This is a genomic window from Mesorhizobium sp. M0185 (assembly GCF_040322175.1).
In the GTDB taxonomy this organism is placed as follows: domain Bacteria; phylum Pseudomonadota; class Alphaproteobacteria; order Rhizobiales; family Rhizobiaceae; genus Mesorhizobium.
Window position 1 is genome coordinate 54,369 of sequence record NZ_JAMYSY010000022.1, and the last position, 19,612, is coordinate 73,980.

At 62.2% G+C, this 19,612-nt stretch carries 17 protein-coding genes; 8 read left to right on the forward strand and 9 right to left on the reverse strand.

Features of this window, described 5'->3' with window-relative positions; translation table 11 throughout:
- Positions 1-160: 160 nt before the first annotated feature.
- Together NKJ20_RS18660 and NKJ20_RS18665 are read left to right on the forward strand one after the other, a co-directional pair.
- Positions 161-1,420: an MFS transporter gene (locus NKJ20_RS18660; protein ID WP_352745934.1), complete on the forward strand. Its 1,260-nt coding sequence runs from the start codon at positions 161-163 to the stop codon at positions 1,418-1,420.
- Positions 1,421-1,473: 53 nt separating this feature from the next.
- A complete protein-coding gene (locus NKJ20_RS18665) occupies positions 1,474-1,845 on the forward strand; it encodes a DUF423 domain-containing protein (protein WP_023674474.1) in 372 nt (123 codons plus the stop codon).
- A gap of 69 nt (positions 1,846-1,914) precedes the next feature.
- On the opposite strand, the gene NKJ20_RS18670 is transcribed toward NKJ20_RS18665, so the two are convergent.
- Positions 1,915-2,058: a hypothetical protein gene (locus NKJ20_RS18670; protein ID WP_023674473.1), complete on the reverse strand. Its 144-nt coding sequence runs from the start codon at positions 2,056-2,058 to the stop codon at positions 1,915-1,917.
- A gap of 371 nt (positions 2,059-2,429) precedes the next feature.
- Between NKJ20_RS18670 and NKJ20_RS18675 the strand changes: the two genes are divergently transcribed.
- Entirely contained in the window at positions 2,430-3,509 is a 1,080-nt protein-coding gene (locus tag NKJ20_RS18675; RefSeq protein ID WP_352745937.1) for a LacI family DNA-binding transcriptional regulator, read from the forward strand.
- A 22-nt stretch (positions 3,510-3,531) separates the two neighbouring features.
- Here NKJ20_RS18675 and NKJ20_RS18680 read toward each other — a convergent pair whose 3' ends face one another.
- Positions 3,532-4,707, reverse strand: coding sequence for an OpgC family protein (locus tag NKJ20_RS18680; protein WP_352745940.1), 1,176 nt, complete (start codon positions 4,705-4,707; stop codon positions 3,532-3,534).
- A gap of 216 nt (positions 4,708-4,923) precedes the next feature.
- On the opposite strand from NKJ20_RS18680, the gene NKJ20_RS18685 reads away from it, so the two are divergent.
- Positions 4,924-5,580 carry an alpha/beta hydrolase gene (locus NKJ20_RS18685; RefSeq protein ID WP_352622831.1) on the forward strand — a complete coding sequence of 219 codons (657 nt, stop codon included), beginning with the start codon at positions 4,924-4,926 and terminating at the stop codon, positions 5,578-5,580.
- Between the two features lie 46 nt (positions 5,581-5,626).
- Here NKJ20_RS18685 and NKJ20_RS18690 read toward each other — a convergent pair whose 3' ends face one another.
- The 3 genes from NKJ20_RS18690 to sthA form a co-directional block, all read right to left on the reverse strand.
- Positions 5,627-5,944 (reverse strand): VOC family protein, encoded by a 318-nt coding sequence (locus NKJ20_RS18690; protein ID WP_352745944.1) that lies wholly within the window; start codon positions 5,942-5,944, stop codon positions 5,627-5,629.
- Between the two features lie 132 nt (positions 5,945-6,076).
- Positions 6,077-7,285, reverse strand: a complete 1,209-nt coding sequence (locus NKJ20_RS18695; protein WP_352745946.1) for an MFS transporter — start codon at positions 7,283-7,285, stop codon at positions 6,077-6,079.
- A 149-nt stretch (positions 7,286-7,434) separates the two neighbouring features.
- Complete coding sequence (gene sthA, locus NKJ20_RS18700; RefSeq protein WP_352745948.1) at positions 7,435-8,823, reverse strand: Si-specific NAD(P)(+) transhydrogenase; 1,389 nt, start codon at positions 8,821-8,823, stop codon at positions 7,435-7,437.
- 212 nt (positions 8,824-9,035) lie between these two features.
- Here sthA and NKJ20_RS18705 point away from each other — a divergent pair, with 212 nt between their 5' ends.
- The 3 genes from NKJ20_RS18705 (at position 9,036) to NKJ20_RS18715 (ending at position 11,427) form a co-directional block, all read left to right on the forward strand.
- Positions 9,036-9,506 carry an RDD family protein gene (locus NKJ20_RS18705; protein WP_023674465.1) on the forward strand — a complete coding sequence of 157 codons (471 nt, stop codon included), beginning with the start codon at positions 9,036-9,038 and terminating at the stop codon, positions 9,504-9,506.
- Positions 9,507-9,644: 138 nt separating this feature from the next.
- Complete coding sequence (locus NKJ20_RS18710) at positions 9,645-10,409, forward strand: arginyltransferase (protein ID WP_352456566.1); 765 nt, start codon at positions 9,645-9,647, stop codon at positions 10,407-10,409.
- Positions 10,410-10,530: 121 nt separating this feature from the next.
- Positions 10,531-11,427, forward strand: a complete 897-nt coding sequence (locus NKJ20_RS18715; protein WP_352681662.1) for a DMT family transporter — start codon at positions 10,531-10,533, stop codon at positions 11,425-11,427.
- Here the strand turns inward: NKJ20_RS18715 and NKJ20_RS18720 are convergent.
- Entirely contained in the window at positions 11,415-12,635 is a 1,221-nt protein-coding gene (locus tag NKJ20_RS18720; protein WP_352745950.1) for an AI-2E family transporter, read from the reverse strand. The two genes, NKJ20_RS18715 and NKJ20_RS18720, sit on opposite strands and share 13 nt — an antisense overlap.
- A gap of 249 nt (positions 12,636-12,884) precedes the next feature.
- Entirely contained in the window at positions 12,885-15,137 is a 2,253-nt protein-coding gene (parC, locus tag NKJ20_RS18725; protein ID WP_352745952.1) for a DNA topoisomerase IV subunit A, read from the reverse strand.
- 369 nt (positions 15,138-15,506) lie between these two features.
- On the opposite strand from parC, the gene NKJ20_RS18730 reads away from it, so the two are divergent.
- Positions 15,507-16,700 (forward strand): aq_1923 C-terminal domain, encoded by a 1,194-nt coding sequence (locus NKJ20_RS18730; protein WP_352472040.1) that lies wholly within the window; start codon positions 15,507-15,509, stop codon positions 16,698-16,700.
- Between the two features lie 80 nt (positions 16,701-16,780).
- Here the strand turns inward: NKJ20_RS18730 and aspS are convergent, their stop codons facing one another.
- Both aspS and NKJ20_RS18740 read right to left on the reverse strand, forming a co-directional pair.
- Positions 16,781-18,571: an aspartate--tRNA ligase gene (aspS, locus tag NKJ20_RS18735; protein ID WP_352745992.1), complete on the reverse strand. Its 1,791-nt coding sequence runs from the start codon at positions 18,569-18,571 to the stop codon at positions 16,781-16,783.
- Positions 18,572-18,785: 214 nt separating this feature from the next.
- Positions 18,786-19,610 (reverse strand): carbohydrate ABC transporter permease, encoded by an 825-nt coding sequence (locus NKJ20_RS18740; protein WP_352458566.1) that lies wholly within the window; start codon positions 19,608-19,610, stop codon positions 18,786-18,788.
- Positions 19,611-19,612 lie beyond the last annotated feature (2 nt).

The following is a 19,612-nucleotide window of genomic DNA, read 5'->3' on the forward strand; positions in this document are numbered from 1 at the left end:
TTTGTTGGAGCCGGTTCATTGGCCCTCTGTTCACCGGCCATTATTGGCGATCACTTTGCAGGGACCGCATTGACAGCGACCAGCCTTTGCGTCCATGACGGATACCAGCTTGGTATCCCAAAATGGTATCCACAGCAACTCAACGATAGCAGTCTCTGACATGCCGCAAGACGCCACCCTCGCCGTGCAAGGCACACATAACGTTCACTGGCGTCGCAATCTCGCCGTGTGTTTTGCCGGCTCGTTCAGCACGCTTGTGGCGATGATGCTGCTGTTGCCCTTCCTGCCGCTTTACGTCGAGCAGCTGGGCGCCAAGGGCCATGCGGCGATCGTGCAGTGGTCGGGCATCGCCTACGGCGCCACCTTCCTTGCTGCCGCGCTGGTCGCGCCCCTGTGGGGGCGGCTAGGCGACCGCTACGGCCGCAAACTGATGCTGGTGCGAGCCAGTTTCGGCATGGCGCTGTGTATGTCGCTGGCCGGCATGGTGCAGACCGTCTGGCAATTGGTGCTCTTGCGCCTGCTGATCGGCTTTGCCGGCGGCTATTCTTCGGGCTCGACCATCCTGGTTGCCATGCAGACGCCGAAGGATCGCTCCGGCTGGGCGCTGGGCGTGCTGTCGGCCGGCATCACGGCCGGTGCCCTGGTCGGTCCGCTGCTTGGCGGCGCGCTGCCGCCGCTGATTGGCATCCGCGCCACATTCCTGCTCGCCGGCGGCGTCATTTTCCTGGCTTTTCTGGCAACCACCTTGCTGATCAAGGAGGCCCCTCGCCCGGTTGCCGCCAAGGCCGCGTCAGAAGAAAAAGTGAAAGACGGCTGGTCGCAGATTCCCGACAAGCGCCCCGTCGTCGCCATGCTGGCAACCGGCATGCTGTTGAGTTTCGCCACCATGTCGATCGAGCCGATCATCACCGTCTATGTCCAGCAGCTCATCGAAGATCGGAGCCAGGTCACGCTGGTCTCCGGCATCGTCATGTCCGCGGCAGCGCTCGGCGCCATCCTGTCGGCGTCGCGGCTCGGCAAGCTCGCCGACCGTATCGGCCACTGGAACGTCATCGTTGCCGCACTCGCCGTCTCGGCGCTGCTGCTGATCCCGCAGGCCTTCGTTACCCAGGGCTGGCAACTCGTCGGCCTGCGTTTCCTGATGGGCCTTGCGCTTGGCGGTCTTTTGCCCTGCATCACCAGCGTCATCCGCCACAATGTGCCCGACGGGGTCGGCGGCAACGTGCTGGGCTTGTCGATCTCGGCGCAATATGTCGGGCAGGTCGCCGGACCGTTGCTCGGCGGCTTCGCCGGCGGCCATTTCGGTATGCGCTCGGTGTTTCTCGGCACATCCATTCTGATGGCGGGCGGAGCGGCCTATAACTGGCTGGTCCAGTCGCGCCGCGAACGCGACATGCTGGCGGAAGCCGGCAAATCCTGACACGGTTCGCGGCACTATCTCAGGCGGTCGCCAGGAAACACGGAGGTGTGGACATGAGCACGGATGAACACGCGGCAGGCGGCCGCATTCTGGTTCTTGCCGGCGGCCTATGCGGCGCAACCGGCGTGGCGCTTTCGGCGGCGGCGGCACATCTCGGCGGCGCTTTCGTCGGTACGGCCGCATCCTTCCTGCTCTTGCATGCGCCGGTCTTCCTTACCGTCGGGCTGCTCGGTGGCAATAGCATCCTGCGAACCGGAAGCCTCATCCTTCTCGTCGGGCTTCTGCTATTCTCGGGAGATCTTTTGGCCCGCGACTTCCTTGGCTCGCGGCTGTTCCCGATGTCGGCGCCGATCGGCGGCACGTTGCTCATCGGCGGCTGGCTGATGATGGCCGCCTCGGCGCTGGTGCGCCCGCGCCGCCATTGATGCGGCAACCAATGGCGGCCGCTGCTCCTTCGCCAGCCGCCCTCGATCCACGAGCTGTGTCTTGCCAGCTCAGTCTCGCGGACGTTCGGGCCGGACTTGGCCATCGCTGTTGGTCGTCTTGACTACACGCCGCCGCTCCGGCCGTTCGGTGGCCGGCGAGATGCCCCAATAATTGCGATAGATGTCTTCGAACAGATGCTTGATCGGGTGCATGGTTTAATCTCCTCTAGTTTTTTGAATCGATCCAATCAGCGGGCACAAAAATAGGCCACCGATCAGCTCCGCTTGCGTCCTACGAGGAAACCCAGGTCGCGAATCCACGGACCGGTCCTGTCTCGCCGCTTCCGGGCCTCCGCGCTCGAACGGATGCTCCAGTCGTTCCGGTAAATGTCCTCGAACAGATAATTGACGGGGTGCATGGCGCTCTCCTCTTGTATCGATCCAATCTGGGGACGAAAAACGCACTTGGATCGATTCAAAGAATACGCATCGCACCACAAATGTCAAGCAAAAATTTGAATCGATCCAACGAAGGTGTTAGGTAGTCGGCGATACTGTTGGACCGGAGTCCCGGAGACAAACAAATGGCATCACTCACCGAAGGCAGGAGGCCCATCCGGCTGGCGGACATCGCCAAAGCCGCGGGCGTATCACACGGCACTGCCTCCAATGTCTTCAGCCGTCCCGAAATCGTACGCGAGGAAGTCCGCGAGCGGGTCAAGGCGGCGGCCGACGCGCTGGGCTACGCCGGCCCCGATCCAAAGGGCCGCCTGCTGCGCGCCGGCAAGGTCAATGCGATCGGCGTCGCCACAACCGAGCCGCTGTCCTATTTCTTCGACGACCCCTTTGCGCGCGTGATGATGGCCGGCATCTCGGAGGCATGCGACGCCACCGGCGCGGGAATAGCCCTCGTGTCGGCCGGCAACGAGGAAAAACTTGCCTGGAATATCCAGAGCGCCCTGGTCGACGGCTTCATCCTGTTCTGCATCGAGGGCGGTCCGCGCCTCGTCGAGCTGACGCGCGAACGCAAGCTCCCCTTCGTCGCGCTCGAGCTCGGCTCGCAGGACGCCACGGTCTCGGCGATCGGCGTCGACAATGTTGCCGGCGGCCGGCTCGCGGCGCGCCATCTGGCGGAACTTGGACATCGCCGCTTCGCCGTGCTGTCGCTGGCCTTCGCCGACGACAGCACCGGACTTGTCTCGCCCGAGCAGGTCCGGACCGCAGTCTATACAGGAACCCGTGACCGCCTCCTCGGCTATCTCGAAGGGCTTTCCCGGTTCGGCGTCGATACCGCCAAGGTGCCGGTCTACGAGACTGAAAACGATGAGGCCAGCACAAAGGCCGGCCTCGAAACCCTCTTCGCCTCGGCAGAACCGCCGACCGCCATCCTGGCGATGTCGGACCGGGTCGCGATGGAAGCATTGGAATGGCTCAGCGCGCGGGGCATCGCGGTTCCTCGCGATGTTTCCGTCGTCGGCTTCGACGGCGTGCCTGAAGCCGCAATTTGCGAGCCTCCGCTCACCACCATCGCCCAGCCGATCGCCGAGATCGGCCGCCGGGCAGCGCGAAGAATCCTCGACTTCGACGGCACGGTGCGGCGAGAAACGCTCGATGTCGAACTTGTCGTCAGGGCGTCGTCCGGGCCGCCGCCAGGCACAGGTTGACTGGGCAGATCGGCTCCAAATCTTATCGATTGGCCGCCATCGGACCGATGCCAAAGGATGGACGGACCGGTGACGCCTCGTTGCGGACCGGCTTGCCCTTGCCGGACCAGCCGATAGCGGACAGCCATTCCAGATAGAAGGCGAGCGCGAACTGCATGGCGATGCCGGCGGCGAGCAGCAGACTGTCATAGGCAAAGCCGCCCGGGTTGACCAGCTTCACCACCTGCGCCGCCATGGCAATCACCGTGCCGGCAATGAAAACCGGCAGCGAGCGTTTGCCCAATATGGCGAGCGGATTGTCGCGGCCGGTGCGGAACAGGTTCGAGACGAAAGGCAAGGCGACGACCAGATAGCTCATCGCCAGGATGTGCAGCAGCCGCGGCAACGACAGGAACGTCTTGTCGAAACCGGTCAGCACCACCGGCAGGTCGAGCCACGACACATGCCCCCACAGCGGGCTGTGCACCCAGACGAGTGCCGTCAGCACATAGGCGGCGGCCGCGCCGACCAGCCAGCGATTGACAGGGATGGTGCCGCCGCGCCGCACATGCAACACGCTGGCCATGCCGATATTGAACAGCAATTGCCATGACAGCGGATTGAGGAACCAGAAGCCGGGCTCCGGGTAGTTCGGCGGCGCGATCTGGTAGATTCCGGCAATCAGCCAAAGGGCTGCGGATACTGCGAGCGCCGCCAGTGGCCGGTAGCTGATGAACAGCAGGAAGACCGGCGCCATCAACAGCAGCGCCGCATAGACCGGCAGTATGTTGTTGTAACCGAGCTGATGGCCGAGCGTGACGATGCCGACCAGGACTTGTGGCGGGTTCCTGACGAGCGGCTCGATGTTGATCAGCGTCAGAAGATCCGGCCGTTTCGCAAACACCGCCGCCGCGCAGAAGATAGCCATCACCACCATCGTCGTGACGATGTGGGTGACATAGAGCACACCGGCGCGGCGCCACATTTTCAGTGTTGCAATCAGCCGGTTTCCCGGCTGGAACTTAGTGCCGTAGGCGAGAGCGACGGACATGCCGGAGATCAGCACGAAGGCCTCGGCCGCATCCGAAAACCCGAAATTCTTGTAGGTCAGGGTTTCGAAAACGGTGCCAGGCACGTGGTCGACGAATATGGTCAGGAGGGCGAGAGCCCGGAACACATCAATACGCGTATCGCGTTCCGGCGAAACTGGCATGGTCATCGATAAAAGGCCTTAAAGCTGGTTGTTCATGCCCGGCATGCGATCCCTCGGGCGACCACCCGGCGCACACTGCTTCGATCCCCCCCGCGGGGATTATATCGGCAAAGAAACGGACTGAAATGCGCCCGGTTCAATCAACTTTCGCGGAGCTTGAAAATATTCCGTTTTGAAGCCGGCAAATTAACGAAAGTAACGCGGAATCAAAAGGATGTGACTATGGCCGAGCAAAGCCTCGAAGACGGTATTTTGCAGGAGAATTCAGGCTTTTTCTACCGGCTCCATCGATCCGCCAATTTACCCGGTGACTGGCTGTTCCTGTTGCATGGATCGGGTGTCGACGAGACGACCTTGCTGCCGCTTGGTCGGCAAATCGCGCCGCATGCGGCGCTGGTTACGGTCCGTGGCCGCATCCCTCAGGAGGACGGTTTCCGCTGGTTCACGCGAATCACCCCGACGCGATTCGAGCAGGCAAGTGTCCGCGCGGAGGCAGATGCGTTTGCAGGCTTCGTCGCCGGCGTCGCGAAGCGCCACAGCCTCGATCTCCGCCGCGCGACCTTTCTCGGCTATTCGAACGGCGCCAATTTGGTTTCAAGCGTCATGCTGCTGCATCCGGGCGTGATCGAGCGCGCTGCATTGCTGCGTCCGATGCCGGTGCTCGACGAGGTGCCGCCGGCCGACCTGTCGAAGGCGCGGGCTCTGATCGTCGCCGGCGCCGCCGACCTGACCTACGCGCCTTTCGCCCCCGTGTTGGCCGCTCTACTGAGCTCGCATGGCGCCAAGGTCGAGACCCACACCATTGCCTCCGGCCATGAAATCGGCGACGCGGATGCTGAAATCGTCAGGCAGTGGCTGGCGGGGTCAGGCAACCGCTGAACGAGCGGATTGAGCGCACGCACAACGCGGGCCCGACCATCGAATGTCAGTGTGCGGCGGGCTGGAATAGCTCGATCACATTGCCGGACGGGTCTTCGAGCAGGGTCTGCGAGCCGCCGACGCCGTTGATGATATCGTTGCGGAAGGCGAGCCCGGCGCCCTTCAGGCGCGCAACCTCTTGCTTCAGATCCGGCACCACCAGCAGGATGCGGTTCCACCCTCCCGGCACCGGCCGGCGGCCATCCGGCATCGCCCGTGCGCCCGAGCTCTCCGGCCCGCTCAGCAGAAGCCGCAGATCGCCGCGCGTGACCGAGCAGAAAGCCGGCCGCGCATCCCGTTCAATGGCAAAGCCCAGATGCTTCACCTAGAAATCGATGGAAGCGGCGACATCGTCGACAATATAGCGAACACTGACGGGCGTCATGACCGGGGGCCTTTCAGTTTGAGTAGAACGTTTTATTAAAGGCTGCTCATCATCGGCAACGCCCCGGCAGCACTACGACGCCGCCGACACACTATGACCGTCGGTTCGCCAGGGGATCAGGGCAAGCAGACCAGCACTGCCGACCACGGCGAAGACAGCGCCGTAGATGAACACCGCCTCATGGCTTACACGATCCCAGAGCTGTCCCGCGACAACGCTTGCCGCGAGTTCCAGCAGGCCGACCGTGGTGCTGTACCAGCCGATGCCGCTGGCACGCAGCTCTTGCGGCACGAAGTCCGAGGCGAATGCCTTGCCGACTGAGCGGAAGATGCCTTGATAGAACCCGTAGAAGGCAAAAAGCAGCCCGATCAGATAGATGTTCCGGGTCAAGACGAAGCCGAGATAGGCGATCAGGAAGATGACGAAGGACGACAGTAACACGCCCTTGCGGCCGAAGCGGTCCGATAGAAAGCCGGCCGGGTAGGAAATCAGCGCCGCAACGAGATTGAAGCCTGCGTAGATAAGAATGGTTGCCTCCAAAGAGGCACCGATATCCTGTGTTTGCAGAATCAGAAATGCATTGCTCGAATTGCCGATGCCGAAGAGAGCTGTCACCAAGAGATAGATCCAATAGGCTTTGGGAAACTGCCGCAGATTGACGTCGATCTTGGCCTTTGCGGCTACGGCCAGTGGCTGCTCGTGCACCAACACCACCATGAGGAAGGCGAGGAGACCGGGAATGAGCGCGAGATAGAAGATCCAGCGGATATCGACTTTGAGCGCGATGAGAAGCAGCACCGCGAGCAGTGGCCCCAGAAACGCTCCCAGATTGTCGCCAATGCCTTCTAGGCCGAATGCTTTGCCTCGGTGCTCGTCGGCCACGGACGAAGCAAGGAGCGCGTCGCGCGGAGCGGACCGGAAACCTGCAGCGAGCCGATCCACAAACCGCGCGCCCAGGACCATCGGCCACACTGTGGCCACGCCGATCAGCGGTTTGGCGATAGAGGCCAGAAAATAGCCAATGAGGGCTATCGGTTTCCGCTTCTGAAGCCTGTCCGAGAGCCAGTCCGAAAAACCTTGCACGATGTTCTGCGTCGCCTGGGCGATTCCGTCGACCAGACCGACGACGCTCCCGCTTGCGTGCAGAGTCTGGGTTAGGAAGATCGGCAGGATCGGATAAAGCATCTCGGTCGAAATGTCGGCAAACAGGCTCGCCAGCGCCAGAAGCACCGTGTTTCGGGAAATCCAGGCGAAGGTTTTCCTTGGCGCTGCCCCAGTCATTGCTTTGCCCTGTTCGGCAATCCGTTTGGCTGAAACGCAACGGCTATCATGTCGGTTGCAATGCGCCACTGCTGAGTGTCCTGCCCCCATCCCGAAGGTCCGCGCAGCAAAACCGGTACCCACGCGGTCCTTCGATTCGGGATCATGGTCTACGCCCGCCCCATGCGGTTCCAGGCGTCCAGCCCGGCGATCTTGTAGGCTTCGGCCAGCGTCGGATAGTTGAAGGTGTTGTTGACGAAGAAGTCGACAGTGCCGCCGAGATTGATGACCGCCTGGCCAATGTGGATGAGTTCGGTCGCGCCCTCGCCGACAATATGGGCGCCGAGCAGACGGCGTGTTTCGATCGAGAACAGAAGCTTCAGGAAGCCGGTGTTGACGCCCATGATGTGGCCGCGCGATGTCTCGCGGAACCGCGCCACGCCGACCTCGTAGGCGGCACCACTCTCACGCACCTGCTCCTCGGATTGCCCGACCGTGGAGATTTCCGGCACGGCGTAGATGCCGTAGGGAAAGGTTTCGGGCGGCGGCGGCAAGGGCACGCCGAAGGCATGGCAGGCGGCCACCCTGCCCTGCTCCATCGAGGTCGATGCCAAGCTCGGAAAGCCGATGACATCGCCGGCGGCATAGATGTTGGGCGCGCTGGTCTGGAACGTCTGCGGATCGACCCTGATGCGGCCTCTGGAATCGGCCTCGATGCCGACCGCTTCCAACCCTAGGCTGCCGACATTGCCGGTACGCCCTGCGGCATAGAGCACGATCTCGGAACGTATGGTGCGGCCGTCGGCCAGCGTCACCTCGGCGTAATCGGGTTTCGAGGCGATCTCCTTGACGGCACTGCCCAAGCGGATGGTCATGCCGCGGTCGCGCATCTGATGGATGAAGTCGTCGACGATCTCGCGGTCGACAAAATCCAACATCGTATTGCGTGGCTCGACCAGCGTCACCGGCACGTCGAGCGCCGAAAAGATCGTCGCATACTCGACACCGATAACACCGGCGCCGATCACCGTCAGCGTGCGCGGCAGGCGATCGAGCTCCAGCATCTCATCACTGTCGAAAATCCGTGTTTTGTCGAACGGCACGTCGTGCGGCCGGTGCGGCCGGGTGCCGACCGCGATCAGCGCATGGGAGAAGCCAGCCTCGCTGTAGTCGCCGGTGTCGGTGGTCAGGCTGACCTTGTTGGCGCCGAGGAATTTTGCCGCGGCGCGCGCGCTCTTGACCGTGTTGCGCATGAACTGATGCTGCAGCACCTCGACCTCATGGTCGAGCGTCTTGTGCAGGCGCTCGACCAGATCGCCGACCGAAATGTCCTGCTTCACGCGGTAGCCGCGTCCATAAAAGCCGCGCTCACGCCAGCCGGAGAGGTTGAGCACCGTCTCGCGCAACGTCTTCGACGGTATGGTGCCGGTATGCACCGACACGCCGCCGAGACGCCGGCCTCTGTCGACCACCAGCACCGACTTGCCGAGCTTGGCCGACTGCACCGCGGCGCGGCGCCCGGATGGGCCGCTGCCGATGACCAGCATGTCGTAGTCCATGTCGCCCCGTCCCCTCGGCTCGGCGCGCTTTGTTGCGCCGCAGCAAACTAACGCTATCCGCGCCGTGAATTCAACAAGTCAGACGGCCCCAGGCACTCCGTCACCATCTACACGGCGGCGAAAGGCTCGATCTTGATTCCGCCGCGAACCTTCACCATTTCACCAAGAAGCGGCCCCGTGCATTAACCCGGGTTCGATTACGAGGAAATGACATGAACGCTCGCGTTCTCGACGGCGAAATCATCACCAGCAGGCTCGAAGATGTCCGCGCCTATGAGGGCGTGCGCACGCGGCGCATTCTCGCCTTTGTCATCGATTATTTCATCGTCGCGCTGCTCACCATACCATTCGCGATCCTGGTGTTCCTGTTCGGGCTGTTGACGCTCGGCCTCGGCTGGATGCTGTTTTCCATTCTCGTGCCGGCCGTCGCCATCCTCTACATCTGGAACACGCTCGGCAGTAAAGACCAGGCCACCACCGGCATGAAGATGATGGGCATCCGGCTCGACCGGCTCGACGGCAGCCGCATCGACGGGCTGACCGCCGTCGTGCATTCGGTGCTGTTTTGGGCCGGCAATGTCATCCTTTCGCCGCTGGTCCTGCTGGTGAGCCTGTTTTCCGACCGCAAGCGCACGCTGCACGACCTGCTGCTCGGCACCGTCGTCAGCCGCAGCGGCCGCTGAGCAGACTTTTGAAGCGCGGCCGCAGCCTTTGCGCACAAATGTGAAGACGTCCAATCAACCAGGCTTTCACAATCCTGTTGAATTTTTCGGCGTCCGCGCCAAAGGTAGAGCGATTCGCAGGAGTGTTTCCAAGGTTCGATGACGCAGCACCCGACCCAGTCGCCGCAGTTCTTTCTGACCGCGCCCTCGCCATGTCCCTATCTCGAGGGCCAGTTCGAGCGCAAGGTGTTCACACACCTGGTCGGCGACAAGGCCCCCGAGATGAACGATCTGTTGACGCAGGGCGGTTTCAGGCGGTCGCAGAACATCGCCTACAGGCCGGCCTGCGAGACCTGCCGCGCCTGTGTGTCGGTGCGCATCCTGGCGCAGGAATTCACCGCCAGCCGCAACTTGAAACGGGTCATACAGCATAATTCGGATCTGGTCGGCGCCATGCACGACGCCGAACCCTCCACCGAACAGTATTCGCTGTTCCGCAGCTATCTCGACGCCCGCCACCGCCGTGGCGGCATGTCAGACATGACCGTGCTCGACTACGCCATGATGGTCGAGGATACCCATGTCGACACCAAGGTCATCGAATACCGTCGCCGCGGACCTGACAGCTTCATCACCGGCAAGGGCCAGGGCGAGCTGATCGCCGTGGCGCTCACAGACAAGATGGCCGATGGCCTGTCGATGGTCTATTCCTACTTCAACCCGGACTTCGAGGACCGTTCGCTCGGCACCTTCATGATCCTCGACCACATCGCCCGCGCCAGGGCGATGGGCCTGCCCCATGTCTACCTGGGTTACTGGGTCAACGGCTCGCGCAAGATGAATTATAAGATGCGCTTCCAGCCGCAGGAGCATCTCGGCCCGAAAGGCTGGGAACGCTACAATCACGAAGCGGTTTCGCGCTGATCTTCGCTTTCGGTATTCACTCTTAAATTGTTTCGAGGAGGATGCCGCTGGGCTTCCGGCCGATCGGCTGGAAAACCGGGCGGTCAATTTTGCGCCTCCAAGCCTACGCGAGAATTGCCGCATGTCTTCCCACAACGACCACCAGAGAGGCCTTCTGATCACCGCCATCGGCGGGCTGACGCTGACCGTCGACATTCCGCTGATCCGGCTCGCCGACGGCGAGGCGTGGACGATCCTGCTGTTGCGCACCGGCACGACCTTCGTCGCCACACTTATCATCTGGGCCGCCTGGCGCTCGCTGAGCGCAAAGGCACCGCAGCTTGTGCCGGGCTGGTCAGGGCTCATCGTTGCCGGCCTCTACGGGCTCGGCTCGATCGCCTTCATCACCGGTGTCTACAATACCTCGACAGCCAACCTCGTTTTCATCCTGGCGTTCACAACCATGTTCGCGGCCCTTTTGTCATGGCTGTTCCTGAAGGAGAGGCCACAGCCCCTGACGCTCGCAGCGCTGGCATTGATGATCGCCGGCGTCGTGATCATCGTCGGCGATTCCGTCGGAACCGGGGATCTCTTCGGCGACTTGATGGCGCTATGCTCGGCTTTCATGATCGCCGCGGCCATCACCATCTCGCGCGCCAGCGGCAAGGATATGGGCTTCACCGCGCTGATCGGAGTCGTCCTGCCGCTGGCCGTCGGCGCCGTGATGGTTTCCAAGGTGGGTTTTCACGTCAACGCACCCTGGTGGATCATCTTCAACGGCGCCGTCATCATGCCGATCTCGTTCTTCTGCCTCGCCAACGGTCCGAAATACATTTCCGGGCCGGAAGTGGCGATGTTCTACCTGTTAGAAACCGTGCTGGCGCCGGTCTGGGTGTGGATGATCTTCGCCGAAACACCGTCGCGCAACAGCCTGATCGGCGGCGCGATCCTCATCATAACCTTGATCGGCCATTCGCTCTGGCAGTTGCACGAGGGGCGCAAGCGCCGCGCCACGTTCGCCGTCAGTCACCCGGCCTGATTCTTTTTCGCGGCGGCGCGTCCGGCGACAATTTCGATCTGCGGCGGTGCGTCATCGTGCTCCGCCGGTTCGGCGGCAGCGAGCTCATCGGTCAGTTCCACTTCGCGCAGCCATTCGCGCCAGATTGCGACCAGCAGGGCCATCAGCACCGGGCCGATGAACAGGCCGAGAAAGCCCATTGTCTTGACGCCGCCAATCAGGCCGAAAAAGGTTGGCAGGAAGGGCAGCTTTATCGGCCCGCCGACCAGCTTCGGGCGCAATGTCTTGTCGACGATGAAGAGTTCGACCGCGCCCCAGATGAACAGCGCCAGCCCCGCCATCGGCGAGCCCCTGGCGGCGAGATAGATCGACACCAGCGTGAAGGACAGCGGTGCGCCGCCGGGGATCAGCGCCATGATGCCGGTCAGCGCGCCGAGCGTCACCGGCGACGGCACGCCGGCCAACCAGTAAGCGATACCCAGCACCAGCCCTTCGCCGATGGCGATAACGGTCATGCCGGTCACCGTCGAGGAGATTGTCGCAGGCACCACGCGTGAGATCCGTTCCCATCTGGCCGGCAGGATGCGTTCGCCGAGGCGATCGACCTGTCCGGCGAAATGCTCGCCGTCGCGATAGGCGAAGAACAGCGCGATCATCATGAATAGCAGCGTCAGCAAAAGGCCGAAGGCGCTGCCGCCGGCGGCAAGCACGCCGCGATAGATGCTGCCGATATTGGCGCCACTGATCAGCTGGATCAGTTCGCCGATACCGCCGGGGTGGCCAACGTTGACCGTCCATTGTTCATTGAGCCATTCGCCCACCACGGGCATGGTGGCGATCCAGTGCGGCGTCGGCGCACCGTAGCGGTTGGTCTCGATCGCCCAGTTGACCCACTCGCGCACCTCATTGATGGCGTAGGTGCCGGCAAGCGCGATCGGCACCACCAGGAAAGTCAGGATGAACAAGATCGCAAGCGTCGCAGCGATGGTGCGGTTGCCGCCGACGCCGGCGAGCAGCCGCCGATAGAGCGGCCAGCTGGCGAAGGCGATAACCAGGGCGGCAAGAACCGGGAACAGGAAGCCGTGGAAGAAATAAACGCCGGCGGCAACGATCAGCACCAGGAGCCAGCGCGCCGCCGACAGCGGCGGAATGACAGCGGCCCTGAGCGGCATCGACAGGCCAAACAGACGCTGCTGCCGCTCCGGCTTCTGGATCCTGACTTCCTTCAAGCGGCTACCTCTCCCTGGCCCATCGTATCGCTTATGCCCTGATATAGTGCAGCAATCGTGACGACATTCCAAATGTTTGGGTGGAGCTGCTAATCTCCCCCCTTGAGGGGGAGATGTCGCCGAAGGCGACAGAGGGGGTCGGGACGTCCTGACGCGACCTTACCACGAACAAAGGAGGCTGGCGCTTCATGCGCGGGGACCCCCTCTGGCCTGCCGGCCATCTCCCCCTCAAGGGGGGAGATTACCGCTTCACCCGAACTTGCCAGTCCTCGGGAAACCCTTCGGCACCATGCGGCCGGCCGAGGCGCGGGCGCCGATCCATTCGGCAAGCTCGTCACGCGATTTGGTGAAGGTGCGGTCTGCCGAATCCTGCCAGGACAGGCCGCTTGCGAGCGTGAAGGTCTTGAGGTCGAGGACGCCGCCATCTTTGTATTTCTGCAGGCGCACGCCCTTGCCGCGCCCCATCTCCGGGATCTCGGCCAGCGGGAATACCAGCATCTTGCGATTCTCGCCGACAATGGCGAGATGGTCGCCGGCGACGCTCATGCAGCGCTGGGCTTCGTCGGGCGCCTTGACGTTCATCACCTGCTTGCCCTTGCGGGTGTTGGCGACGACTTCTTCTTCCGGCACGATGAAACCGTTGCCGTCATGCGACACCAGCAGCAGCTTGCGCTTGGGATCATGGACGAAAGCGGTGACGATATCCTGGTCGTTGTCCATGTCGACGATGATGCGGATCGGCTCGCCATGGCCACGCCCACCCGGCAGCCGGTCGGCGCCGATCGTGTAGAACTTGCCGCCGGTGGTGAAGACCAGCACCTTGTCGGTCGTCTGGGCGTGGAAGGCGAGCTTGAGGCTGTCGCCTTCCTTGAAGGTCAGGGCCGAATGGTCGGTCAGATGACCTTTCATGGCCCTCAGCCAGCCCTTTTCCGAAACGACCACGGTGACCGGCTCGCGCTCGATCATGGCGTGGGCGATATCAGTCAGGTCATGCTCGGGTGCGTCGGCGAACTCGGTGCGGCGCTTGCCGATCTCGGTGTCGGGCCCGTATTTCTGGCGAACGTTGGCGACTTCCCACTTGATCGTCGCCCACTGCTTGGCGTCGGACGCAAGCAGTGCCTCGATCTGCTTCTTCTCGCCGCTCAGGCCATTGAATTCCTCGCGGATTTCGAATTCCTCGAGCTTGCGCAGCGCCCTCAGCCGCATGTTGAGGATGGCTTCAGCCTGGGTGTCGGTCAGCGACCAGCGCGCCATCATCACCTGCTTGGGCTCGTCCTCCTCGCGGATGATCCTGATCACCTCGTCGATGTTGAGATAGGCGATCAGATAGCCGGCGAGGATCTCCAGCCGCCTTTCGATCTCGCCGAGGCGGTGCTTGGAGCGGCGGATCAGGACGTCGCGGCGGTGCTCCAGCCATTCCTTGAGCACACCTTTCAGCGACAGCACGTTCGGCACCTTGCCGCGCGACAACACGTTCATGTTGAGCGGAAAGCGGCTTTCGAGCTCGGTCAGCTTGAACAGCGATTCCATCATGATGCCGGGATCGACCGAGCGGCTCTTCGGCACCAGCACGACGCGGATGTCCTCGGCGCTCTCGTCGCGGATATCCTCGAGCAGCGGCAGCTTGCGCGCCATCAAGAGCTCGGCGATCTTTTCGATCAGCCTGGCCTTCTGGACGCCATAGGGGATTTCGGTGACGACTATGTTCCAGGTGCCCCTGCCCTGGTCCTCCTGGCTCCATTTCGCCCTGACGCGAAAGCCGCCGCGACCGGTTTCGTAGGCTTCGAGGATCGAGGCTCGGCTGTCGACGATGATGCCGCCGGTCGGGAAATCCGGACCTTGCACGAAATCCATCAGCTTGGTGACGGGCGCATCCGGATGATCGATCAGGTGAAGCGCGGCGTCGCAAAGCTCGGCCGCATTGTGCGGCGGGATCGAGGTCGCCATGCCGACGGCGATACCGGACGAGCCGTTGGCGAGCAGGTTCGGGAAGGCGCCGGGCAGCACGGCCGGCTCCTCGTCTTCCTCGTTGTAGGTCGGGCGGAAATCGACGGCGTCCTCGGTGATGCCTTCCAGCAGCAGCGTCGACACTTCGGTCATGCGCGCTTCGGTGTAGCGCATGGCGGCGGCGTTATCGCCGTCGATATTGCCGAAATTGCCCTGCCCGTCGACCAGCGGGTAGCGCATCGAAAAATCCTGCGCCAACCGCACCAACGCGTCGTAGATCGACTGGTCGCCATGCGGATGGAATTTGCCCATCACCTCGCCGACGATGCGGGCGCATTTGGCAAAGCCCTGATCGGGGTTAAGCCGCAACAGGCGCATGGCATGCATGATGCGACGATGCACCGGCTTCAGCCCGTCGCGCACGTCTGGCAGTGCCCGGTGCATGATGGTCGACAGCGCGTAGGCGAGATAGCGCTCTTCCAGCGCCTTCTTCAGATCGACCGGCTCAATATTGTCGCCGCCGCCACTCTCGGGCGGCAAAAGCCTTTTTCCCATGGGCTGGCACTAGCCGAGCGGGTGATTCGCGGCAAGAGGCACCGGTATGCATCCTCCTAAAGCGAGTCGCATTCGACCGGCCCCATGCGACGCTTTAGGTCCTTGTTTTGATGCATGTCGTTATCGCAAAACCGTTGCACATTTTTGCGCGACATCCATTATGCAACAGGAATTGGAAGCGTCGCGACGCCGGCCAACATCAATCCGTTACATCCTGCTTCTATCGCAAGGCTGATGGATCGGGTTTGCCTTTGGCCGCGATTTTCGACCATTGTGCCGAGGCCCGCCTTTTTCCGGTCCAGTTCGTCGCCGAATGGTGACGACGCGACGATTTGAAAGAATTTCAGGACACTCTCAGGGGAGCTCTCGATGACGATCAGACACTCGACACTTATTAAGAGACTGGCTTTTTCGACCTTTTTGCTGACGCTGCCGCTGAATGCGGCGTTCGCGCAGGATACCGCGGTTGCCGACCGGCTGAAGGCTGCCCTCGCCGCCCAGGGCGTCGACCTCTCCTGGACCGGAGTAACCGGCGACACCTCCAGCATGGTTCTGCAAGGCGTAGCGGTCAAACCGGCGGCCGAAAAGGAGGCGCTCAAGATCGGTGATGTCAAGCTCGAAGGTGTGACCGAAGCCAATGGCGGCTATCAAATCGCGACCGTATCGACGTCGCCGTTCGAACACAGCGAAGATGGCGTCACGCTCAATCTCAGCCCCTTCGTCATCCACGACATGACGGTTCCGGCCGAAGGCGCAACCGGTCCGCTGGGCTCGCTGATGATGTACAAATCGGCCGAACTCGACAACATGACAGTCAAAGTGGCTGACAAAACTGCTTTCTCGATGGACGGGCTTGCCATCGCAATCACGCCGCCGGCCGACGGCAAGGCCATGGCGTTTTCCGGCACTACGGAAAAATTCGCTGCCGACCTGACCCTGGTCGAAGATCCGAAGTCCAAGGAAGTCATCAACGCGCTCGGCTACCAGAACATAACAGGCAATCTTGAGATGGAAGGCACGTGGCAGCCTACCGACGGCAGGATGGACTTGTCGAAATACGAAATATCGGTCGACAATGCCGGCACGCTCGGCATGACCTTCGATCTCGGCGGCTACACGCTGGACGTCATCAAATCACTGCAGGAGATGCAGAAGAAGATGGCAGCGCAGCCCGAAGGCGCGGACAATTCGGCGCAAGGCATGGCCATGCTCGGGCTGCTGCAGCAGCTTTCGTTCAACAGCGCCTCGATCCGCTTCGACGACGATTCGTTGACCAAAAAGGTGCTCGATTATGCCGGCAAGCAGCAAGGCATGTCCGGCAAGGACATCGCCAACCAGGCCAAGGCGATCGTGCCCTTCGGCATGGCGCAGCTCAACAATCCGGAACTGACCGCGCAGGTTTCGGCCGCGGTCAACAAGTTCCTCGACGATCCGCAAAGCATCGAGGTCTCGGCCGAGCCGCCGGCAGCGGTGCCGTTCGCGCTGATCATGGCGGGCGCCATGTCCAACCCGCTCGACCTGCCGAAAACGCTCGGCGTGACGGTTACGGCAAACGAAGACTGACCGAGACAGGCTTCAAGCAAAAAGCCCGGCAGCGATGCCGGGCTTTTTTATGAATCAACAGCACCGGTTCGGAGCGTTTTCTAATCCTCTTTCTTCGTCGCCACCACGCGCAGCGACAATTCGCGAAGCTGCTGCGGGCTGGCTTCCGACGGCGCGTTCATCAACAGGTCGTAGGTCTGCTGGTTCATCGGAAACATGGTCACTTCGCGCAGGTTCCTCGCGCCGACCAGAAGCATGACGACGCGGTCGATGCCGGCTGCCATGCCGCCATGCGGCGGCGCGCCATACTGGAAGGCGCGATAAAGGCCGCCGAAGCGCTCTTCGATGGTCGCGCGGTCCAGCCCGACGGTTTCGAAGGCCTTGACCATGGTTTCGGGCAGATGGTTGCGGATGCCGCCGGAGGCGATCTCGAAACCGTTACAGACCATGTCGTACTGGAACGCCTTGATGCCGAGCAGATCCTCGCCGTTAAGCGCATCGATGCCGCCTTGCGGCATCGAGAAAGGATTGTGCGCGAAATCGATCTTCTTCTCCTCCTCGTTCCATTCGAAGAACGGGAAGTCGACGATCCAGCACAATTCGAAGCGGTCGCGGTCGACAAGATTGAGCTCCTCGCCGGCGCGGGTGCGCGCCGCTCCCGCGAAGGAGACGAATTTCTTCGGATCGCCGGCGACGAAGAAGGCGGCATCGCCATCGGCAAGGCCGAGTTGTTGTCGGATCGCGTCGGTGCGCTCCTCGCCGATGTTCTTGGCCAGCGGCCCGGCGCCTTCAAGCTTCTCGCCCTCCTTGCGCCAGAAGATGTAGCCGAGGCCGGGCTGGCCCTCGCCTTGCGCCCATGAGTTCATGCGGTCGCAGAAGGCGCGAGACCCGCCGGTCTTGGCCGGAATGGCCCAGACCTCGGCCTTCGGATCGTTGGCAAGGATGTTGGCAAATACCTTGAAGCCAGAGTCGCGAAAATGATCCGAGACGGCCTGCATCTCGATCGGGTTGCGCAGGTCCGGCTTGTCGGTGCCGTATTTGCGCATGGCGACATCATAGGCGATGCGCGGAAACTTCTCCGTCACCGGCTTGCCGGCGGCAAAGGTCTCGAACACCCCCCGCATCACCGGCTCCATGGTGCTGAACACATCCTCCTGCTCGACGAAGCTCATCTCCACGTCGAGCTGGTAGAATTCACCCGGCAGACGGTCGGCGCGCGGGTCCTCGTCGCGGAAGCAGGGCGCAATCTGGAAGTAGCGGTCGAAGCCGGACACCATGATCAGCTGCTTATATATCTGCGGTGCCTGCGGCAGCGCATAGAAAGTGCCGGGGTGGATGCGCGACGGCACCAGAAAGTCGCGCGCCCCTTCCGGCGACGAGGCGGTCAGGATCGGCGTCGAGAATTCCGTGAAGCCGACCTCGCCCATCAGCTTGCGCATCTCGGCGATGATTTTCGTCCGCGCGACGATATTCTTGTGCAGCGTGTCGCGGCGCAGGTCGAGGAAGCGGTATTTGAGGCGGATGTCCTCTGGATAATCCGGCTCGCCGAAGACCGGCAGCGGCAATTCCTTGGCCGCCGACAGCACCTCGATCTCGCGGGCGAAAATCTCGATCTCGCCGGTCGGCAAATTAGGGTTCACGGTGTCGGCGAGGCGCGCCTTGACCTCGCCGTCGACGCGGACGACCCATTCGCCGCGCAAGGTCTCGGCAATCTTGAAGGCCGGCGAATCCGGATCGGCGACGATCTGCGTCAGGCCGTAATGGTCGCGCAAATCGATGAACAGCAGGCCGCCATGGTCGCGCACGCGATGCACCCAGCCCGACAGGCGTACGGTCGAGCCGACGTCGGCCTTCCTCAATTGGGCACAGGTATGGCTGCGGTAACGATGCATTGTCATTCTTAAAGTCCGGATGTTGGGTTGCGGCCAAGGCATGACGGCCCAGCCTGAAAATTTTCGCGAAAAGCACATGAGAGGGTGCATTTGTCAAGGCAAGCGGCAGCCGGGTCGAGTTCGCGTTTTTCCCGCCCCTATCCCACCGGCATCAATTTATGCTCGAGGCGTCAATCTGAGTTCGCTGCTCTGTGCCGGCAGTTCAACTATGCACTCACCCCTTCACCCCGCCCGCGGTGAGGCCGGAGATGATCTTGCGCTGGAAGATCAGGACAAGGATGACGAGCGGCACGGTGACGATCACCGATGCGGCCATGATGTTGCCCCACGGGATCTCGAACTGCGAGCTGCCGGAGAGCAGCGCGATCGCCACCGGCACGGTTCGCTGCTCGTTGCTGGAAGTAAACGTAAGGGCGAACAGGAACTCGTTCCAAGCACCGATGAAGGCGAGAAGCCCGGTGGTCGCCAGCGCCGGCCACATGAGCGGCAGGAAGACGCGGCTGATGATGATCCAGGGCGTGGCGCCATCGAGGATCGCCGCTTCCTCCAGCTCGATCGGCAGGTCGCGAACGAAGGCGGTGAGCACCCAGACGGTGAACGGCAAGGTGAAGATCATGTAGGACAAGATCAGCGCGAACGGCGAATTGTAGAGGCCGAAGGTGCGGATCAGCTCGAAAAGACCGGCAAGCACCGCCAATTGCGGGAACATCGAAACGGACAGGATAGTGAGGAGCAGAGCCGAGCGGCCGCGGAAGCGGATGCGCGCCAGCGCATAGGCAGCGGTGACGCCCAGGAACAGCGAAATGACGACAACGGCGCTCGAAATGAACAGCGAGTTCACGAGATTGCGCAGGAAGGTCCCCTCGGTGAAAACGGTCTTGTAATTGCTGAAGGTAATCGTCTTCGGCCAATAATCGATCTGGAAGAGCGCCGTCCCGGATTTCAGGCTGGTGATGATGGCGTAGTAGAACGGGAACACCGCGACGACGACGATAACGGCGACGAGGAGGTAGAAAGCCGTGCGCTTGACGATCCACATGG

Excerpts from the sequence above, each read along its gene's own strand:
- NKJ20_RS18670 (WP_023674473.1), bottom strand. The coding sequence starts at position 2,058 with ATGCACCCGATCAAGCATCTGTTCGAAGACATCTATCGCAATTATTGG.
- aspS (WP_352745992.1), bottom strand. The coding sequence starts at position 18,571 with ATGCATCGTTACCGCAGCCATACCTGTGCCCAATTGAGGAAGGCCGAC.
- NKJ20_RS18695 (WP_352745946.1), bottom strand. The coding sequence starts at position 7,285 with ATGACTGGGGCAGCGCCAAGGAAAACCTTCGCCTGGATTTCCCGAAAC.
- NKJ20_RS18675 (WP_352745937.1), top strand. The coding sequence starts at position 2,430 with ATGGCATCACTCACCGAAGGCAGGAGGCCCATCCGGCTGGCGGACATC.
- NKJ20_RS18710 (WP_352456566.1), top strand. The coding sequence starts at position 9,645 with ATGACGCAGCACCCGACCCAGTCGCCGCAGTTCTTTCTGACCGCGCCC.
- NKJ20_RS18665 (WP_023674474.1), top strand. The coding sequence starts at position 1,474 with ATGAGCACGGATGAACACGCGGCAGGCGGCCGCATTCTGGTTCTTGCC.
- NKJ20_RS18730 (WP_352472040.1), top strand. The coding sequence starts at position 15,507 with ATGACGATCAGACACTCGACACTTATTAAGAGACTGGCTTTTTCGACC.
- NKJ20_RS18680 (WP_352745940.1), bottom strand. The coding sequence starts at position 4,707 with ATGACCATGCCAGTTTCGCCGGAACGCGATACGCGTATTGATGTGTTC.
- parC (WP_352745952.1), bottom strand. The coding sequence starts at position 15,137 with ATGGGAAAAAGGCTTTTGCCGCCCGAGAGTGGCGGCGGCGACAATATT.
- sthA (WP_352745948.1), bottom strand. The coding sequence starts at position 8,823 with ATGGACTACGACATGCTGGTCATCGGCAGCGGCCCATCCGGGCGCCGC.
- NKJ20_RS18715 (WP_352681662.1), top strand. The coding sequence starts at position 10,531 with ATGTCTTCCCACAACGACCACCAGAGAGGCCTTCTGATCACCGCCATC.
- NKJ20_RS18660 (WP_352745934.1), top strand. The coding sequence starts at position 161 with ATGCCGCAAGACGCCACCCTCGCCGTGCAAGGCACACATAACGTTCAC.
- NKJ20_RS18685 (WP_352622831.1), top strand. The coding sequence starts at position 4,924 with ATGGCCGAGCAAAGCCTCGAAGACGGTATTTTGCAGGAGAATTCAGGC.
- NKJ20_RS18705 (WP_023674465.1), top strand. The coding sequence starts at position 9,036 with ATGAACGCTCGCGTTCTCGACGGCGAAATCATCACCAGCAGGCTCGAA.
- NKJ20_RS18740 (WP_352458566.1), bottom strand. The coding sequence starts at position 19,610 with ATGTGGATCGTCAAGCGCACGGCTTTCTACCTCCTCGTCGCCGTTATC.